The following is a 17,951-nucleotide window of genomic DNA, read 5'->3' as shown; positions in this document are numbered from 1 at the left end:
GTGGAAAAATGGAATTTGATACGATAGCAGCCATATCGACACCAATGGGAGAGGGTGCCATTGCGATTGTTCGATTAAGTGGAGATGAGGCAATTAAAATTGCGGATCAACTATTTGAAAGTATAAGTGGAAAAAAGCTGATGGAGCAACCCTCTCATACGATTCACTATGGACATCTCATTGATCCAAAGAGTAAGCAGGTTATCGAAGAGGTAATGGTCTCCATGATGAAGGGACCAAAAACTTTTACTAAAGAAGACATAGTAGAAATTAACTGTCATGGGGGAATTGTTTCAGTAAATCGGGTGCTTCAACTCGTTTTGAAGTATGGGGCAAGACTCGCGGAACCTGGCGAATTTACAAAAAGGGCATTTTTAAACGGACGGATCGATTTATCTCAGGCCGAAGCAGTAATTGATTTAATTAGAGCAAAGACAGATCGCGCCATGAATGTTGCATTGGGACAAATGGAGGGGAGGCTTTCCAAGCTCATTCAAAGATTGAGACAGGAACTCCTCGAAGTTCTAGCCCATGTAGAAGTAAACATTGATTATCCGGAATATGATGATGTCGAGGAAATGACACATAAAATGCTGCTGGATAAAGCCCAATATGTTCGAGCAGAAATAAATAAACTGCTGCAGACCTCACAGCAGGGAAAGATTTTACGAGAGGGTCTTTCTACAGTGATTATTGGAAGACCCAATGTCGGAAAATCATCGTTATTAAATAGCCTTGCTCAGGAGAATAAAGCAATTGTGACGGATATACCAGGGACAACCCGTGATGTCATTGAGGAATATGTAAATGTACGCGGTGTACCGCTCAGATTATTAGATACTGCCGGGATTCGGGAGACTGAGGATATCGTAGAGCGAATAGGTGTGGAACGCTCCCGCCAGGTATTAAAAGAAGCTGATCTAATTTTGCTGGTATTAAATTATTCTGACAAGCTAACAAAAGAAGATGAAAACCTTTTTGAGGCAGTAAGAGGTATGGACACAATTGTCATTGTTAATAAGACCGATCTGCCTCAGCAGATAGATCTAGAACGGGTAAAGGCACTATCTAGTGATAAAAAACTAGTGACCACTTCCCTTTTAGAGGATCAAGGTGTCGATGCATTAGAGGAAGCGATTGCTTCTTTATTTTTCGCAGGATCGATCGAGGCAAAAGATGCAACGTATGTGTCGAACAGTCGCCATATTGCTTTGCTTAATCAGAGCTTACATTCTATTGAAGAAGCAATTGACGGTGTCGAGATGGGAACACCTATTGATATAGTCCAAATTGATCTAACAAGAACCTGGGAACTGCTGGGGGAAATTATTGGTGAAAGCGTCCATGAAAGTCTTATCGATCAGTTATTCTCGCAATTTTGTTTAGGAAAATAGAGTAGATTTTTCCGCAGGAAGCGGAAAAGGAGGAACAACCGAAATGCAGCAATATGAAGCAGGAAATTATGACGTCATTGTCGTCGGAGCTGGGCATGCTGGCTGCGAGGCGGGCCTCGCGGCAGCGAGACTGGGCGCGAAGACCTTAATGATTACCATCAATCTGGATATGGTTGCCTTTATGCCTTGTAATCCTTCAGTAGGTGGACCAGCCAAAGGGATTGTCGTCCGAGAGATTGATGCCCTTGGCGGAGAAATGGCAAAAAATATAGATAAAACCTACATTCAGATGAGAATGCTTAATACGGGAAAAGGCCCTGCGGTCCGCGCTTTAAGGGCCCAAGCAGATAAATTTGCCTATCAACACGAGATGAAAAAGACCTTGGAGGAAGAATCGAATTTAACCTTGCTTCAAGGTATGGTAGAGCAATTGATTGTTGAAGATGGTGTTTGTAAAGGGGTTATTACCAAGACAGGTGCAGTGTATCATTCTAAAACTGTTGTCATTACAACCGGTACTTTTTTACGCGGAGAAATTATAATAGGCGAATTAAAATACTCTAGCGGTCCCAATAACCAACAACCATCTATCAAGCTTTCAGAGCATTTAGAAGATCTGGGCTTTGAACTTGTTCGTTTTAAGACGGGTACACCACCTAGGATCAATAGTAATACGATTGATTACAGTAAAACGGAAATTCAACCTGGTGATGAGGAACCGCGTGCGTTTTCATACGAAACAACTCAGTATATTACAGATCAGCTTCCGTGCTGGTTGACCTATACTAATGAGTATACTCATCAATTAATTGATAATAATTTGCATCGGTCCCCGATGTATTCAGGAATGATTAAAGGAACGGGCCCACGTTACTGCCCATCCATTGAAGACAAGGTTGTCAGATTTAATGATAAGCCACGTCACCAAATTTTTCTGGAGCCGGAAGGTAGAAATACGAAGGAAGTCTATGTTCAAGGATTATCAACCAGCTTACCAGAGGATGTCCAAAAACAAATTCTAAAAACAGTCCCTGGCCTTGAAAATGCCCAAATGATGCGAGCTGGCTATGCCATCGAATACGATGCGATTGTCCCAACTCAACTTTGGCCGACTCTCGAAACAAAAGTTGTTAAAAATCTCTATACTGCAGGACAAATTAACGGAACTTCAGGTTATGAGGAAGCGGCAGGACAAGGTTTAATGGCCGGAATCAATGCTGGATTAAATTCACTTGAACGGGAAGAACTTGTTTTAAGCCGTTCTGATGCCTATATTGGGGTATTAATTGATGATTTAATAACAAAAGGAACAAATGAACCATATCGATTATTAACCTCAAGAGCGGAGTATCGTTTATTATTGCGCCATGATAATGCTGACTTAAGGTTAACCGAAGTTGGCCACCATATTGGATTAATTAAAGAAGAGCGTTACAGTGCATTTTTGGCAAAAAAAGCAGCGGTTGAGACCGAAAAAGAGAGATTAACATCCACGATCCTTAAACCGTCAAATACTGAATTGCAGGAATTGATAAAAAAAATAGGGGGCAGTGAATTAAAGGATGGAATCAGGGCTTCCGATTTACTAAAACGTCCGGAAATGACTTACGAATTATTAGAGCCCATTGCGGGGTCTGAAATTCCGTTAGATGAGGACGTAAAGGAACAGGTAGAAATCCAAATTAAATATGAAGGCTATATCGAAAAGTCATTGCAGCAAGTAGAGCGGTTAAAGAAGATGGAAGATAAGAAAATCCCAGAAAATATTGATTATGATGCAATTTCCGGATTGGCGACGGAAGCAAAGCAAAAACTGAAAAAAATCCGACCGCTGTCACTGGCACAGGCATCTAGGATTTCTGGAGTTAATCCAGCGGATATCTCCATTTTACTTGTATATTTAGAACAAGGCCGAATCGCGCGAATTGCCAATCAATAATATTGTGAGGAACATAGAATGAATATAGAACAATTTGAGTCAGCTCTCAAAGATCAAGGAATTGAACTTACTGGCACACAATTAGAACAGTTTGATTTATACTACCATACTCTTGTTGAATGGAATGAAAAAATCAATTTAACGGCCATCACTGAAAAAGAGGATGTTTATTTAAAGCACTTTTATGATTCCATTACGGCAGCATTTTATTTCGATTTTACAAAGCCCTTCCATCTTTGCGATGTGGGGGCGGGTGCCGGTTTTCCTAGTATCCCGTTAAAAATTATCTTCCCAGATATGAAGTTGACGATTGTTGATTCACTTAACAAACGGATAATGTTTTTAAACCATCTTGCCAGTGTACTGAAATTAGATAATGTTCAATTTGTCCATGACCGTGCTGAAACTTTTGGAGTTAATCCAACATATCGGGAAAAATTTGATGTTGTTACAGCAAGGGCAGTTGCCAGAATGTCTGTTTTAAGTGAACTTTGTCTTCCTCTTGCAAGGGTAGGGGGTCATTTTCTTGCCATGAAGGCGGCAAGTGCTGATGAGGAGTTAACTACTGCTCAAAAGGCCATTTCCACTCTTGGTGGTAAAGTGGAAAATAAGGTTACCTTCACTCTGCCTTTTGAAGAGTCTGATCGGTCCATTATTATCATAAAAAAAGAAAAGCAGACCCCTAAGAAGTATCCACGGAAGCCGGGAACACCGGGTAAATCGCCAATAGAATAGGATAGGACTTCCATTTTTCTAGAAAAAGCCCAAATTTTCCTTAGGAAATACCAAAAATATTAGGGCTAACAATTTCAGTGCAAAAATGGTATCCTTGGCAGGAAAAGTGTATTGGTATAGAGAATAATTATTAGGGAGTTTCGTTAAGGTGGTGTTGGGGATGAAGAATTCATTTACACGCTTTTTTGGCCTTGGGGATAAGGAAGAGCAAACCATTGAGCTCGAAAATGAGATAAAAAATGATGAAATAAAAAAAATACCAATTAATCATATTGTTCCTAACCGTTTTCAACCGCGAACCGTGTTCGATGAGGAAAAAATAGAGGAATTATCTAGAACCATTCATATACATGGGATTATCCAACCGATTGTAGTGAGAGAATTTGCTGTCGACCAATACGAAATTATTGCCGGTGAACGCCGTTGGCGGGCAATGAAAAAGCTTGGTTGGACCGAAGTGCCGGCAATTGTTAAGGATATGACGGATACGGAAACAGCCTCTGTTGCTCTAATTGAGAATCTCCAGCGAGAAGAGCTGTCTCCTATTGAAGAAGCAATTGCTTATGGAAAATTGCTGGAACTTCACAATTTAACGCAGGAAGCATTGGCTCAACGTCTCGGTAAAGGTCAATCGACAGTTGCTAATAAATTGAGGCTGCTTAAATTGCCGCAGCAAGTACAGGATGCTCTATTAAATAAGGCCATTACTGAACGACATGCACGAGCATTAATTCCATTAAAGGATCCTGAAAAACAGGCCACCTTACTTGCAGAAATAATGGAGAGAAATTTAAATGTCAAACAAACAGAAGACAGGGTAGTAAAACTGCTGGAACAAAAAAATGCTGCACCGAAACCAAAACGTAAGGCATTCAGCAAAGATATGCGAATCGCCGTCAATACCATTCGTCAATCACTTACCATGGTCTCCGACAGCGGCATCAACCTTGACGCAGAAGAAGAAGAATTTGACGACTTCTACCAATTTACCATTAAAATTCCAAAGAAAAAATAGCTTTATGAAGAACCAGACAACTAGTTTGTTTGGTTTTATTTTTTTATATAAAAGCATTTTCCTTGTTCAATACACCAGTTGATTGGAGCGGAAATCAAATGCCAATCTACCAAGTCTACATTCTTCAACAGATGATTCCATGACATATGGAATATTTTTAGAAAAAAAATTCAATCCTGTCCATTTCATGATAAAATAGAGAAATGGAATTTTTACTTTCTATCATTCCAAATTACATCGTATTATGACTAATTTGATAGAATGTAAGAATTATATTTTTAGAGAATGTAAGGGTAGGTGACATCGTGGGTAAGATCCTTTCTATCGCAAATCAAAAAGGCGGAGTCGGAAAAACGACTACCTCTGTCAACCTGGGCGCCTGCTTGGCTTATATAGGCAAACGTGTTTTACTCGTCGATATCGACCCGCAGGGAAATGCAACCAGCGGAGTAGGTATTGAAAAAGCTGAAGTAGACCAATGCATATACGATGTTTTAGTAGATGATGTTGAGGCAAAAGAAGTGATTAGACCTACAGCTGTAGAAAATCTCTATGCTTTACCTGCAACAATTCAATTGGCCGGTGCAGAAATTGAACTTGTTCCAACAATCTCAAGAGAAGTACGATTAAAACGAGCTCTTGAAGAAGTAAGAGAACAATTCGATTATATTATTATTGATTGCCCGCCATCATTAGGATTATTGACTTTAAATGCTTTAACGGCGTCAGATGCAGTAATTATCCCTGTTCAGTGTGAATACTACGCCTTAGAAGGATTAAGTCAATTACTGAACACAGTAAGATTGGTGCAAAAACATTTAAATCAAGATTTAAAAATTGAAGGCGTATTATTAACCATGTTGGATGCGAGAACCAATCTCGGTCTTCAAGTTATTGAGGAAGTCAAAAAATACTTCCAGGATAAAGTATATAAAACCATTATTCCAAGAAATGTGCGTCTAAGTGAGGCTCCAAGCCATGGGGAACCCATTATTACTTATGATTCAAAGTCCCGTGGAGCAGAAGTATATTTAGATTTAGCAAAGGAAGTGGTCGCGAATGGCTAGAGGTTTAGGAAAGGGCCTTGATGCGTTTTTTACTAATGTGGAAGCTGGTAAGGAAGAGGCAGTTCAAGAAATCAAACTTCAGGAACTTCGTCCGAACCCTTATCAACCGCGAAAAGTCTTCCAGCAGGAGACGATTGATGAGTTGAAAGCTTCCATTATAGAGCACGGGATCCTGCAGCCTCTTGTAGTGAGAAAAAGTATTAAAGGGTATGAAATTGTCGTTGGTGAGCGCCGTTATCGTGCGGCGAAAGAAGCTGGGCTTGAAACAATCCCTGCCGTTGTTCGGACTCTTTCTGAACAACAGATGATGGAATTGGCTGTGCTGGAAAACCTCCAGCGGGAGGATTTAAATCCGATTGAAGAAGGACAAGCCTATCAAACTTTAATGGAGAAGTTAAAACTGACCCAAGAAGAAGTAGCGAAACGTTTGGGGAAAAGCAGACCTCATGTAGCTAATCATATTCGTTTGTTATCCCTTCCGCCGAAAATTCAAGAATTCATCTCAGAAGGCAAAATTTCTATGGGACATGGTCGTGCCTTATTAGGGTTACGGCAAAAGGCTAAGCTTTCCATGGTCGTAGATAAAATTATTCAAGAATCATTAAATGTTCGACAATTAGAGAAATGGATCCAACAGCTAAATGAGAATGTTTCACGTGAAACAAAAAAACCGGAAGTTAGAAAAGATGTGTTTATTGTGGAACGTGAACATACCTTAAGAGAACGGTTTGGAACATCTGTTAGTATTAAACACAATAAAGATAAAAAGAAGGGGAAAATTGAAATAGAATTTTTCTCTCCAGAGGATTTGGAACGAATTTTAGAATTACTCGACCATGATCATTCACAATAGAACCATTGTCGACAAGACCATCAATAAGATGGTTATTTTTTTTCCTGTTCAATCTAATGGAAAAATGGTAGTTTAATACTAATATCATTTCGAGAGGCGAAAAAAGGAGAAAAGGAACATGTTTTTATTAGGCACATTAGTGAATGGGCTGCTGATTGTTATTGGCACTCTTTTAGGGAAGTTTTTACACAAAATCCCAGAAAGTATGAAGGTAACCGTCATGTTTGCAATTGGGTTATCTGTAATGGTTTTAGGGTTGCAGATGGGCTTGAAAAGTGAGAATTTCCTTATTGTCATCATTAGTTTGGTGACTGGAGCGGTAATGGGCGAGCTATTAAAATTAGAGGATAAGCTAAATGATTTAGGGCTTTGGCTTGAGAAAAAGGTTGGCTCTACATCTACAGGAAAAGGCAGTATTGCCGAAGGGTTTGTTACAGCAACCTTAATTTTTGTCATTGGGGCAATGGCGATTATTGGTGCACTTGATAGCGGCATTAGAGGCGATCATTCTGTATTATATACGAAAGCGATGATTGACGGATTTACCTCCTTGATTCTGACAACTACTCTGGGGATTGGCGTTATTTTTTCTGCGGTACCTGTTGTACTTTATGAAGGGTTAATTGCTCTGTTCGCAACTCAGATTGATCGCTTCGTACCCAGTACGTTGATGAATCAATTTATTACTGAAATGACCTCAACAGGTGGAATCATGATTTTTGCCATTGGCTTGAACCTTACCGGATTAACCAAAATAAAAGTGGCTAACCTCCTCCCTGGCATCGTGGTTACTGGCATCATTGTAACGATTTTATATCATTATCATCAATTATTCTAATATAACAAAAAAGGGATCAACCGGTTAAATGGTTCGATCCTTTTAATTTGTCTTTTCCTCTTCAATCCACTTGTAATTCGAAACAACTTGCCCTGGATAAAGAAGGCTGGCATGATGAATCCCATTGGCAATGGTCCTAGCCATTTTCATAACAAGATTTAAACGTGTGTTTTGCAAGACGAAAAACTCCATAAAGCCCCCAACATTAACAATTCCAGTAATATGTATATCTCCAACCTCAGGCAATTCCTTATTTACTCCAGCACCAGGTTTGACTGGCCCATTACCAATTTGAATAACTCCAACATTCTTTACCTGCCCCAAGCAAGCATCAATTCCAATAAGATACGGGTTGAGATGCATAGCATGAATCTGAGAAAGTTTTTCTGCTAAATTCACAGCGTGAATGGGGTCATCTAATGTTCCGTATACATTAAATGCTTTTAATTTTTTCTCTTCCAATAGAGTTCCGACAAGTGGCCCAAGCGAGTCACCAGTTGAACGGTCAGTACCAATGCATACAAATACAATAGGGCGTCTTGTCACTTTTGGAATGGAGGATAAAATTTGAGTTGCAAGATTTTCTGCAGCAAATTCCTCATCATGGGAAATCCGGGTTTGATCTTTTCTATTAAAAAAACCTGCTTTTAAATTCATACCGTCCACTCCTAAACTCATCTCAAGTGCGTTTTTTAAATAGTATACGGAAAATTTTGAAAATCTATACATAGTCGTTGATAGAAAATGGAAAAATCATAATGCTACGTGGTAGGCCATGAAATTTGTTAAAATAGATTTGATTTTTATAGTAGGTAGAAGGAAGGGGTTTCCCATGACTTTAACAGAAAAAGGATTAAAGAAGATCGTCGACAAATTCCAAAATGAAGATACATGGTTGAATTTAGGTGAAGGGCTTTTAAAAATATTTGCTATAATTATAATTGCCAATATTTTAATTAGAATTGGGAAACTGATGATCCATAACATTTTTAAAATCAGAGAAATTTCCCCCCTTAGGACAAATGAAAGAAGAGAGGGAACCTTATTAAAGCTGCTAGATAATGTTCTTTCATATGTGGTGTACTTTATTGCGTTTATGATGGTCCTCTCTGTGCTAGGAATTGATGTAAAGGCACTCATTGCTGGAGCAGGAATCATCGGTTTAGCAGTAGGTTTTGGAGCACAAAGTCTAGTGAAGGACATTATTTCTGGTTTCTTTATCATTTTTGAGGATCAATTTTCTGTAGGGGATCATATTCGGGTAGGACAATTTGAAGGAGACGTCTTGGCTATTGGCTTAAGAACGACAAAACTTAAAAATTGGACAGGTGAAATTCATATTCTTCCTAACGGCAGTATTACCCAAGTTACAAATTTTTCCTTGAATAATAGTATTGCTGTTGTAGATGTGGGAATAGCTTATGAAGAGGATATCGAAAAGGCAGAAAAGGTAATTGAGGAATTACTTGAACATATGCAGGACCAGTATGATGAATTAGTGGAAAAACCAGCTTTGCTGGGAATTCAAAATTTAGGACCTTCAGAAGTAATTTTACGAATAGTTGCCGAAACACAGCCGATGAAGCAATTTGCTGTTGCAAGGAAAATTCGTCGGGATGTTAAGATGCATTTAGACGAACATGGAATTGAAATTCCGTATCCAAGACTGGTCACTTTTGCACGTGAAGGTGAACAATCGAAAGGATTGAATGTATAGAGGAGGGGCAGTGATGGAAGAAAAGGAATATGGATTAAATGACGTAGTTGAGATGAAAAAACAGCATCCATGTGGAGCTAATCGGTGGAAAATCATTCGCATGGGTATGGATATTCGAATTAAATGCGAAGGCTGCGGGCATAGTGTGTTAATCCCAAGGAGAGAATTCTCAAGGAAAATGAAGAAGATTTTGGTGAAGCATGAGGAATAATTTCATGCTTCTTTTTTTAAAAAATGTATTATCCTTTATAGAAATCTAGATATAGAATGACTTTTTTTGGGGGTCAAGAGAATGGCAACTGTAAAAAAAGCGGCATGTCCATTAAATTGCTGGGACAGCTGTGGATTTTTGGTAACAGTAGAAAATGACAAAGTAGTGAAAGTTGATGGAGATCCAACACATCCAATTACCCAAGGGAAAATCTGTGGCCGCGGAAGAATGCTGGAAACAAGGGCTAATTCTCCAGAACGCTTGCTGCACCCTCTGAAAAAGGAAAACGGAAGGTTTGTACAGATTTCCTGGGAAAAGGCGCTTGATGAAATTGCTGCCAAACTACAAGAAATAAAAGAAAAGTATGGTACAACAGCAGTCATGCACAGTCATGATTATGCAAACAATGGCATCTTAAAAAACCTTGATCAACGCTTTTTTAATTGTTATGGCGGTGTGACTGAGCTTTACGGATCCTTATGTTGGGGATCAGGCATTGAGGCGCAAAAATGGGATTTCGGTAATGCTTGGAGTCATGAGCCTAATGATATTTACAACAGTAAAAACATTGTTATATGGGGAAGAAACGTTTCTAGAACCAATATGCATTTTTATGAAAAGCTGTTGGAAGCCAAGAAACAGGGTGCCAAGCTCTATGTAATTGACCCAATCTATAACGCAACAGCAAAAATAGCAGATGAGTATATTTCCATTAAACCCGGTATGGATGGTTTACTGGCTGCAGGTATCATGAAAGAAATGCTTCGACTTGGTTTAGAGGATCGCCGGTTTATCGAACAATATTCTTATGGATTTCCAGACCTCCTTTCACTTCTAAACAAAACTTCTCTAGAAGAAATTAGTAAAATGACGGAAGTTCCAAGTGAAATAATGACAAAATTAGCTTATCTATATGCTGATAAACCAACGGCAACTTATATGGGGTTAGGCCTGCAGCGGTATAAAAACGGCGGTAACACCATTCGTCTGATCGACGCCTTAGTTGCCGTAAGCGGTAATATTGGCGTTGCCGGCGGCGGAGCAAATTATGCCAACCTCCAAGTGGGACAAAACTTTGCTTTTGATGAATTAACAGCAGTGAATAAACGGACAGCACATCGCCAGTTTTCCATCATGAAGCAAGCAGAATGTGTCTTGGAAGTTGTCGATCCTGCAATTAAAATGATTATCGTGACATGCGGTAACCCGGTTACGCAAGTTCCCGATTCTGCTGTGGTCGAGAAAGCATTCTCATCGGTTGAAACACTGGTAGTGATCGAGCAATATATGACAGACACGGCAAAGTTAGCAGACTATGTCCTCCCCACTACTACTGCTTTTGAAGAAGATGATTTCTATTACTCTTCGATGTATCATCATTACGTGAATTATGGACCTAAATTAGCCGAGGCCCCCGGTGAGGCTAAATCTGATTTATGGATCTGGAAACAGTTAGCAAAACGGTTGGGATTTGAACAGGATTTTAATTTTTCTAGAGAAGACTGGTTAAAGATGACACTCAAGCCGTTAGAGAAACATGGTATCACCTTGGAAATATTTAAAGCGCACACTACTATGGAATTACCGGTTCATAAAATTCCTTGGCAGGATTATCAGTTTCCTACACCATCCGGAAAATATGAATTTACCTCTCTTATTGGGCAATCGAAAGGAAAGTCAGGGCTGTTGACATTAGCGGTTCCAGATGAATCGAAGTGGTCTAATTCCAAACGAGCCGAGAAATATCCATATAGTTTACTGACCATTCATCCTTTGCGTTCTAATCACTCTCAGAATTATCCAATATTAAAGGGAAAGGTAAAACTGAAAGTAGAAATTGCTCCGAATATTGCAGAGCAGTTAGGGCTGAATGATGGTGATGCCGTGAGGGTATGGAATGACCGCGGTGAAGTGAAAGGACAGGTTTCGATTTTATTAAAAGCACATCCTAACACCATTAATATTGATGAGGGAATTTGGAAAAGATACGGCGGTTCAGTCAATAACCTGACTTCTAGCCAGGAATCTGATAATGGCCTCGGCAGTACATTATATGACTGTTTGGTCAATCTCGAAAAATCAAATGACTGATGCCGTTTTGGTATCAGTCATTCTTTATGTCCGCCTGTAAATTTCCTTGTTTTTTTACCGACAAATGCCTATAATTGTGAAAGACTTGTCTATTGATATACGTTTTTTTATATAGATATATTTATTTTTTAAGGAGTGAACGTGAATGGCTTTAACAGCAGGGATTGTTGGTTTGCCGAACGTTGGTAAATCTACTTTATTTAATGCAATTACCCAAGCAGGCGCGGAATCCGCAAACTATCCATTTTGTACCATTGACCCTAACGTTGGGATCGTAGAGGTTCCAGACCATCGTCTACAAAAATTAACTGAATTGGTTCAGCCAAAAAAGACGGTCCCGACTGCGTTTGAATTTACCGATATTGCCGGTATTGTAAAGGGTGCCAGCAAAGGTGAAGGATTAGGAAACAAATTCCTCTCCCATATTCGTGAAGTAGATGCGATTTGTCAGGTAGTCCGTTGTTTTGCAGATGAAAATATTACCCATGTTTCCGGTAAAGTCGACCCTATTTCTGATATCGAAACGATTAATCTAGAATTAATCCTTGCAGATATGGAATCAGTCGAAAAACGTATTGGCCGTGTTGAAAAACTAGCTAAACAAAAGGATAAAGAAGCGGCTGCTGAATTTGAGGTTCTTTCGTTGCTTCGTTCTGCTTTCGAAGAAGAAAAACCAGCACGAGCAGTAGAATTTACGGATGAACAAATGAAACTTGTAAAAGGTTTACATCTCTTAACAATTAAGCCAGTTCTATATGTAGCTAATGTTAGTGAGGATGATGTGGCTAATTCATCTGAAAATGAATATGTTCAAAAGGTTCGTGAATATGCAGATAAAGAAGATGCCAAAGTTATTGTGATTTGTGCCAAAATTGAAGAGGAAATTGCGGAGCTTGAAGGGGAAGAAAAGCAAATGTTCCTTGAAGAGCTTGGTATCGAAGAATCAGGGCTTGATCAGCTTATTCGTGCAGCCTACACCTTACTGGGCTTAGCCACTTATTTTACAGCGGGTGTTCAGGAAGTGCGTGCTTGGACCTTTAAAAAAGGCATGAAGGCACCACAATGTGCAGGGGTCATTCACTCTGACTTCGAGCGTGGATTCATTCGCGCAGAAACTGTATCATATGATGACCTCCTTGCTGCAGGAAGCTACACTGCTGCCAAAGAAGCAGGAAAAGTCAGACTAGAAGGTAAAGAATACGAAGTAAAAGACGGCGACGTTATGCATTTCCGTTTTAACGTCTAATTTATGGGAAGCAGGTTCATAAGGGCCTGCTTTTTCCTATTTTGACTGGACATTGCTTTTCTTAAATAACTATGTTATAATTTCAACTTGTGAGTAATGAATAATTGCTCCTTGCCCAGAATCGGGCCGCTTAGACCAAAAGGAGGTGACAGTGATGAATAAGTACGAAATCATGTACATCATCCGTCCAAATATTGAAGATGAAGCAAAAAAGGCTTTAGTTGAACGTTTCAACACTATTCTTCTTGACAATGGCGCGGAAGCAGCTGAAACAAAAGATTGGGGTAAACGCCGTCTTGCTTACGAAATCAATGATTTCCGTGACGGATACTACCAAATCGTTAAAACGACATCTTCGTCTGCAGCAGTTCAAGAATTTGCTCGTCTTGCTAAAATCAACGAAGATATCATTCGTCATATCGTAATTAAACAAGAAGCTTAATTGATATACAATCCGCATTGAGTGTTTCACGTGAAACGTTCATGCAGAAAAGGAGTTGATTCTGATGTTAAATCGTGTCGTACTGGTTGGTCGTTTAACGAAAGATCCAGAATTGCGTTATACGCCAAGCGGTGTTGCAGTGGCAACTTTTACTCTAGCCGTTAATCGCACCTTTACAAATCAGCAGGGTGAACGCGAAACAGACTTTATTAATTGTGTTGTTTGGCGAAAGCCTGCTGAAAATGTAGCCAACTTCCTGAAAAAGGGTAGTTTGGCAGGCGTCGATGGACGAATTCAAACTCGCAACTACGAAGGTCAAGACGGAAAACGTGTATATGTGACAGAAGTATTGGCTGAAAGTGTGCAGTTTTTAGAGCCTAAAAGTGCATCTGGCAATAGAAGCGACAATGATTATTTCGGCGCACCACCAAGGGAACCCCAAGGATCTCCTTATGGAGGTGGCGGTAATCAGAATCAACGCCAAAACCAAAATAAAGGGTTTACGAGGATGGATGAAGATCCATTTGCAGGAAGCGGTCAAATCGACATTTCTGACGATGATCTTCCGTTCTAAGTAAACTAATGAACGGTTATTTTAAATTATAAAGGAGGGAATTTCCATGGCAGGAGGACGTAAAGGCGGACGTGCTAAACGTCGTAAAGTTTGCTATTTCACAGCAAACGGAATCACTCGCATCGATTATAAAGATGTTGATTTACTAAAAAAATTCATCTCTGAGCGCGGTAAAATTTTACCACGTCGTGTAACTGGAACTAGCGCTAAATATCAACGTAAATTAACAGTTGCTATCAAACGTGCGCGTCAAATGGCATTATTACCATTTGTTGCAGGTGAATAATCACAGGCAGAGATTATAGACGAAAAGGCAGTCGGGTACTTCCCTGCTGCCTTTTCTTTATATGATGGTATAGTCATCTTATAGTAGTGAAAATTAAGTAGAAAAGGTTTTATTTAGGGGTGGAATAATGAAAAATGCCCGTAAGCTGACAGAAGGAGCTATGCTTTTAGCCATCTTTGCTGTCCTTTTATTAATAACAATTTACATTCCGTTGTTAGGAATGATTGTAAATTTCTTTATAGCTATTCCATTTATCATGTTTGCTGCAAAAAATGATTGGAAATGGAGCGCAGTTTTTGTTGTCGCGTCTATTCTCATTTCACTAATAGTGGGATCCGTTCAAGCCCTTCCCATTGCCTTACCTTTTGCTACAACCGGTGCAGTTATGGGGTTTTTAATTCAAAGAAAAAAAAGCAGAATCACCATTTCAGTAGCCAGTACCCTTGTCTTTTTAGTAAATATTATAGGAATCTATGCGGTCACGGTTGTATTTTTCCATATGGATATTATTCAAGAATCCATAAAAGCATTGCAGGAATCCATCAATATGTCGGCAGAGATGCTGAAAAAACTAGGACAGGGTGCCCAGGCAGATAAAACAATTGAACAGTTTAATCATGCATTATCACTTTTAAATACATTAGTTCCTACTTTATTTGTGATTGGTTCTTTATTTTTTGTACTCATTATTCAATTAGTGTCTTTCCCAATTATAAAGAGATTTGGAATTCAAGTCGGGATGTGGAGTTCGTTAAAGGATATGAAGCTGCCTAAAAGTATCCTATGGTACCTTTTGATTACCTTGGCAGCAAGCATTATTCTTAATCCGCATCAAGGGACGTTTTTATATGCAGCATTAATCAACCTTACATACATCTTACAGTTTCTTATGATTTTCCAAGGATACACCTTATTGTTTTTCTTCTTTGACTTAAAGGGAATGTCAAAGGGTGTATCCATTACGTTGGCAATTCTTGCATTTATCGTTCCAATTTTTCTTTATATTATAGGGATATTAGGTATAATTGATTTAGGTTTTGATTTACGAAAAAGGTTCGAGAAAAAAGAGTAATCACTACTGGTTTTAGGAGCTGAAACAATGCCGGCATTTTTAGAAAAGCGGTCTATTCGTTATCCTTTTTATGGGTTAGTAGGCGTTACAGTGGTACTGCTTATTATCCTATTTCTATATAATCGGATATTAAGCCTTGCTGGTCTTTTATTAATGCTTTTCCCTCTGTATTATATGTTTGTCATTGAACAGCGGCAAAGGAAGGAAATGGAGGAGTATATCTCAACTCTTTCCTATCGGGTAAAAAAAGTCGGTGAGGAAGCCCTGTTGGAGCTGCCGATTGGGATTATGCTAATTAATGATGAGTACTATATTGAATGGACGAATCCTTACTTGCTCTCCTGTTTCGATGAAGATATGCTTGTGGGCCGATCCATCTATGATGTTGCAGATCATTTAATTCCAGTCATTAAACAAGAATCAGATACAGAAATTATCACTCTTCATGACCGAAAGTTCCGAGTCATTCATAAACGTGAGGAGCGGCTCCTCTACTTTTTTGATGTGACCGAGCAGGCTGAGATTGAAAAAATGTATCAGGATGAACGTACCGTCATTGCCACAATCTTTTTAGATAATTATGATGACCTGACTCAAGGAATGGATGACCAAATGCGCGGCAGCATTAATAACTTGGTAACATCCATATTGAATAAGTGGGCAAATGATAACGGAATCTTTTTGAAGCGTGTTTCTTCAGAACGGTTTATTGCTGTTTTTAATGAAGGAATTCTTCATCAGCTTGAAAAAAATAAGTTTACAATTCTTGATGATGTAAGAGAAATGACTTCGAAACAAAATGTGTCATTTACCTTAAGTATCGGTGTGGGGACAGGTGTACTATCCTTGCCGGAGTTGGGTAGTCTTGCCCAATCTAGCCTTGATTTAGCATTAGGTAGAGGCGGGGATCAGGTTGCGATTAAATTCCCCAATGGTAAAGTGAAATTTTACGGTGGAAAAACAAATCCAATTGAAAAACGGACCAGGGTCCGAGCACGTGTAATTGCCCATGCCATTAAAGATTTAATTTTGGCAAGCGACAAAGTGATAATAATGGGGCATAAAAATCCTGATATGGATTCCATTGGAGCTAGTATTGGGATTTATAAAGTGGCCCAAATGAACCAGAAGGATGCCTATATTGTCGTCAATCAGCAGGAAATGGAAAGTGGTGTACGACGGTTAATGGATGAAATCCGCAATCAGGAGACGCTCTATTCCCGCTTCATTGGACCCGAAGAGGCAATTGAAATATCCACTGATAAAACATTGCTGGTGATTGTTGATACACATAAACCTTCCCTTGTGATGGAAGAGCGGCTACTAAATAAAATTGACCATGTTGTCGTCATTGATCATCACAGAAGAGGCGAGGACTTTATTCATAACCCGTTACTTGTCTATATGGAGCCTTATGCCTCTTCTACTTCAGAACTTGTTACAGAATTTTTGGAATATCAACCAAAACGCAGTAAAATAGAAGTAGTTGAAGCAACTGCCCTGTTAGCAGGGATTATTGTGGATACGAAAAGTTTTACGCTAAGGACTGGTTCAAGAACATTTGACGCTGCTTCTTATTTAAGAGCCCATGGTGCTGATACCGTTCTCGTTCAAAAGTTTTTAAGAGAAGACGTGGATACATATATAAAAAGGGCAAAATTAATTGAATCCGTCACTTTTTATCGGGATGGAATTGCAATTGCCAGAGGCGGCGAAATGGATATTAATGATCAAGTAATCATAGCTCAAGCAGCGGATACATTGCTGACGATGGAAGATGTACTTGCCTCTTTCGTCATTTCGAAGCGTAATGAAGGCATCATTGGAATAAGTGCTAGATCACTTGGAAATATCAATGTCCAGGTCATTATGGAAAGCCTTCAGGGCGGAGGGCATTTAACGAATGCAGCCACTCAGTTATCTGGACTGACCATTTCTGAGGTGGAACAACAATTAAAACAGGCAATTGATGATTATTTGGAAGGGAGTAATAAAGAATGAAAGTAATTTTTCTTAAAGATGTAAAAGGTAAAGGAAAAAAAGGCGAAATTAAAAATGTAGCTGATGGCTATGCTCATAACTTTTTACTAAAACAAGGTTTGGCTGTTGAGGCAACAACTGCAAATATGAGTTCTTTGGATGCTCAGAAGAAAAAACAAGAAAAAGAAGCTGCTGAAGAATTGGAAGAAGCAAAGAAACTCAAATTAACTCTAGACCAAACAACAGTCGAGTTAACAGCAAAAGCCGGAGAAGGCGGTAGACTGTTCGGCTCGATTACAACAAAACAAATTGCAGAAGAACTGCAAAAAAAGCATGGAATTAAAATTGATAAGCGCAAAATGGAGATTGAACCGATTCGTACACTTGGACATACCAAGGTTCCTGTAAAGCTCCATCATGATGTTACGGCGACCCTTACTGTCCATGTAATGGAAGTAAAATAAAATTTGCCAGTTCAAATATCAAATAAT

The 17,951-nt window shown here is 39.2% G+C and carries 18 protein-coding genes; 17 read left to right on the top strand and 1 reads right to left on the bottom strand.

The window, feature by feature from the left end; all coding sequences use genetic code 11:
• Nucleotides 1-8 precede the first annotated feature (8 nt).
• The 7 genes from mnmE (at nt 9) to ACI3K6_RS22635 (ending at nt 7,841) form a co-directional block, all read left to right on the top strand.
• Entirely contained in the window at nt 9-1,394 is a 1,386-nt protein-coding gene (gene mnmE, locus ACI3K6_RS22665; protein WP_435556594.1) for a tRNA uridine-5-carboxymethylaminomethyl(34) synthesis GTPase MnmE, read from the top strand.
• A 43-nt stretch (nt 1,395-1,437) separates the two neighbouring features.
• Entirely contained in the window at nt 1,438-3,333 is a 1,896-nt protein-coding gene (gene mnmG, locus ACI3K6_RS22660) for a tRNA uridine-5-carboxymethylaminomethyl(34) synthesis enzyme MnmG (protein ID WP_435556593.1), read from the top strand.
• Between the two features lie 18 nt (nt 3,334-3,351).
• On the top strand, nt 3,352-4,068 hold the full coding sequence (rsmG, locus tag ACI3K6_RS22655; RefSeq protein WP_435556592.1) for a 16S rRNA (guanine(527)-N(7))-methyltransferase RsmG: 717 nt from the start codon (nt 3,352-3,354) through the stop codon (nt 4,066-4,068).
• A 160-nt stretch (nt 4,069-4,228) separates the two neighbouring features.
• Nucleotides 4,229-5,083, top strand: a complete 855-nt coding sequence (noc, locus tag ACI3K6_RS22650; RefSeq protein WP_435556591.1) for a nucleoid occlusion protein — start codon at nt 4,229-4,231, stop codon at nt 5,081-5,083.
• Between the two features lie 305 nt (nt 5,084-5,388).
• Nucleotides 5,389-6,150: a ParA family protein gene (locus ACI3K6_RS22645; protein WP_335479457.1), complete on the top strand. Its 762-nt coding sequence runs from the start codon at nt 5,389-5,391 to the stop codon at nt 6,148-6,150.
• A complete protein-coding gene (locus ACI3K6_RS22640; RefSeq protein WP_435556590.1) occupies nt 6,143-7,003 on the top strand; it encodes a ParB/RepB/Spo0J family partition protein in 861 nt (286 codons plus the stop codon). Before ACI3K6_RS22645 ends, ACI3K6_RS22640 begins: the two co-directional genes overlap by 8 nt.
• A 118-nt stretch (nt 7,004-7,121) precedes the next feature.
• A complete protein-coding gene (locus ACI3K6_RS22635) occupies nt 7,122-7,841 on the top strand; it encodes a DUF554 domain-containing protein (RefSeq protein WP_435556589.1) in 720 nt (239 codons plus the stop codon).
• 42 nt (nt 7,842-7,883) lie between these two features.
• Here ACI3K6_RS22635 and yyaC read toward each other — a convergent pair whose 3' ends face one another.
• On the bottom strand, nt 7,884-8,498 hold the full coding sequence (gene yyaC / locus ACI3K6_RS22630; protein ID WP_435556588.1) for a spore protease YyaC: 615 nt from the start codon (nt 8,496-8,498) through the stop codon (nt 7,884-7,886).
• Nucleotides 8,499-8,673: 175 nt separating this feature from the next.
• Here yyaC and ACI3K6_RS22625 point away from each other — a divergent pair, with 175 nt between their 5' ends.
• From ACI3K6_RS22625 to rplI, 10 genes are all read left to right on the top strand, one after another.
• Complete coding sequence (locus tag ACI3K6_RS22625) at nt 8,674-9,558, top strand: mechanosensitive ion channel family protein (RefSeq protein ID WP_435556587.1); 885 nt, start codon at nt 8,674-8,676, stop codon at nt 9,556-9,558.
• A 13-nt stretch (nt 9,559-9,571) separates the two neighbouring features.
• Entirely contained in the window at nt 9,572-9,769 is a 198-nt protein-coding gene (locus ACI3K6_RS22620) for a DUF951 domain-containing protein (protein WP_335479446.1), read from the top strand.
• 81 nt (nt 9,770-9,850) lie between these two features.
• Nucleotides 9,851-11,860 (top strand): molybdopterin-dependent oxidoreductase, encoded by a 2,010-nt coding sequence (locus ACI3K6_RS22615; RefSeq protein ID WP_435556585.1) that lies wholly within the window; start codon nt 9,851-9,853, stop codon nt 11,858-11,860.
• 145 nt (nt 11,861-12,005) lie between these two features.
• On the top strand, nt 12,006-13,106 hold the full coding sequence (gene ychF / locus ACI3K6_RS22610; RefSeq protein ID WP_335479441.1) for a redox-regulated ATPase YchF: 1,101 nt from the start codon (nt 12,006-12,008) through the stop codon (nt 13,104-13,106).
• A 154-nt stretch (nt 13,107-13,260) separates the two neighbouring features.
• A complete protein-coding gene (gene rpsF, locus ACI3K6_RS22605; protein ID WP_335479439.1) occupies nt 13,261-13,548 on the top strand; it encodes a 30S ribosomal protein S6 in 288 nt (95 codons plus the stop codon).
• Between the two features lie 64 nt (nt 13,549-13,612).
• Nucleotides 13,613-14,122: a single-stranded DNA-binding protein gene (gene ssb, locus ACI3K6_RS22600; RefSeq protein ID WP_335479437.1), complete on the top strand. Its 510-nt coding sequence runs from the start codon at nt 13,613-13,615 to the stop codon at nt 14,120-14,122.
• Nucleotides 14,123-14,168: 46 nt separating this feature from the next.
• A complete protein-coding gene (gene rpsR, locus ACI3K6_RS22595) occupies nt 14,169-14,408 on the top strand; it encodes a 30S ribosomal protein S18 (protein WP_007088219.1) in 240 nt (79 codons plus the stop codon).
• A 127-nt stretch (nt 14,409-14,535) separates the two neighbouring features.
• Nucleotides 14,536-15,480 (top strand): YybS family protein, encoded by a 945-nt coding sequence (locus ACI3K6_RS22590; RefSeq protein WP_435556584.1) that lies wholly within the window; start codon nt 14,536-14,538, stop codon nt 15,478-15,480.
• A gap of 27 nt (nt 15,481-15,507) precedes the next feature.
• Nucleotides 15,508-17,481, top strand: a complete 1,974-nt coding sequence (locus ACI3K6_RS22585; protein WP_335479433.1) for a DHH family phosphoesterase — start codon at nt 15,508-15,510, stop codon at nt 17,479-17,481.
• Nucleotides 17,478-17,924 (top strand): 50S ribosomal protein L9, encoded by a 447-nt coding sequence (gene rplI, locus ACI3K6_RS22580; protein ID WP_435556583.1) that lies wholly within the window; start codon nt 17,478-17,480, stop codon nt 17,922-17,924. Before ACI3K6_RS22585 ends, rplI begins: the two co-directional genes overlap by 4 nt.
• Nucleotides 17,925-17,951 lie beyond the last annotated feature (27 nt).

It is taken from the genome of Neobacillus solisequens, from assembly GCF_051233465.1.
Taxonomy (GTDB): Bacteria; Bacillota; Bacilli; order Bacillales; family Cytobacillaceae; genus Neobacillus.
The sequence above is the reverse complement of the archived record's forward strand: the minus strand, read 5'-3'. Positions and strand labels throughout refer to the sequence as shown.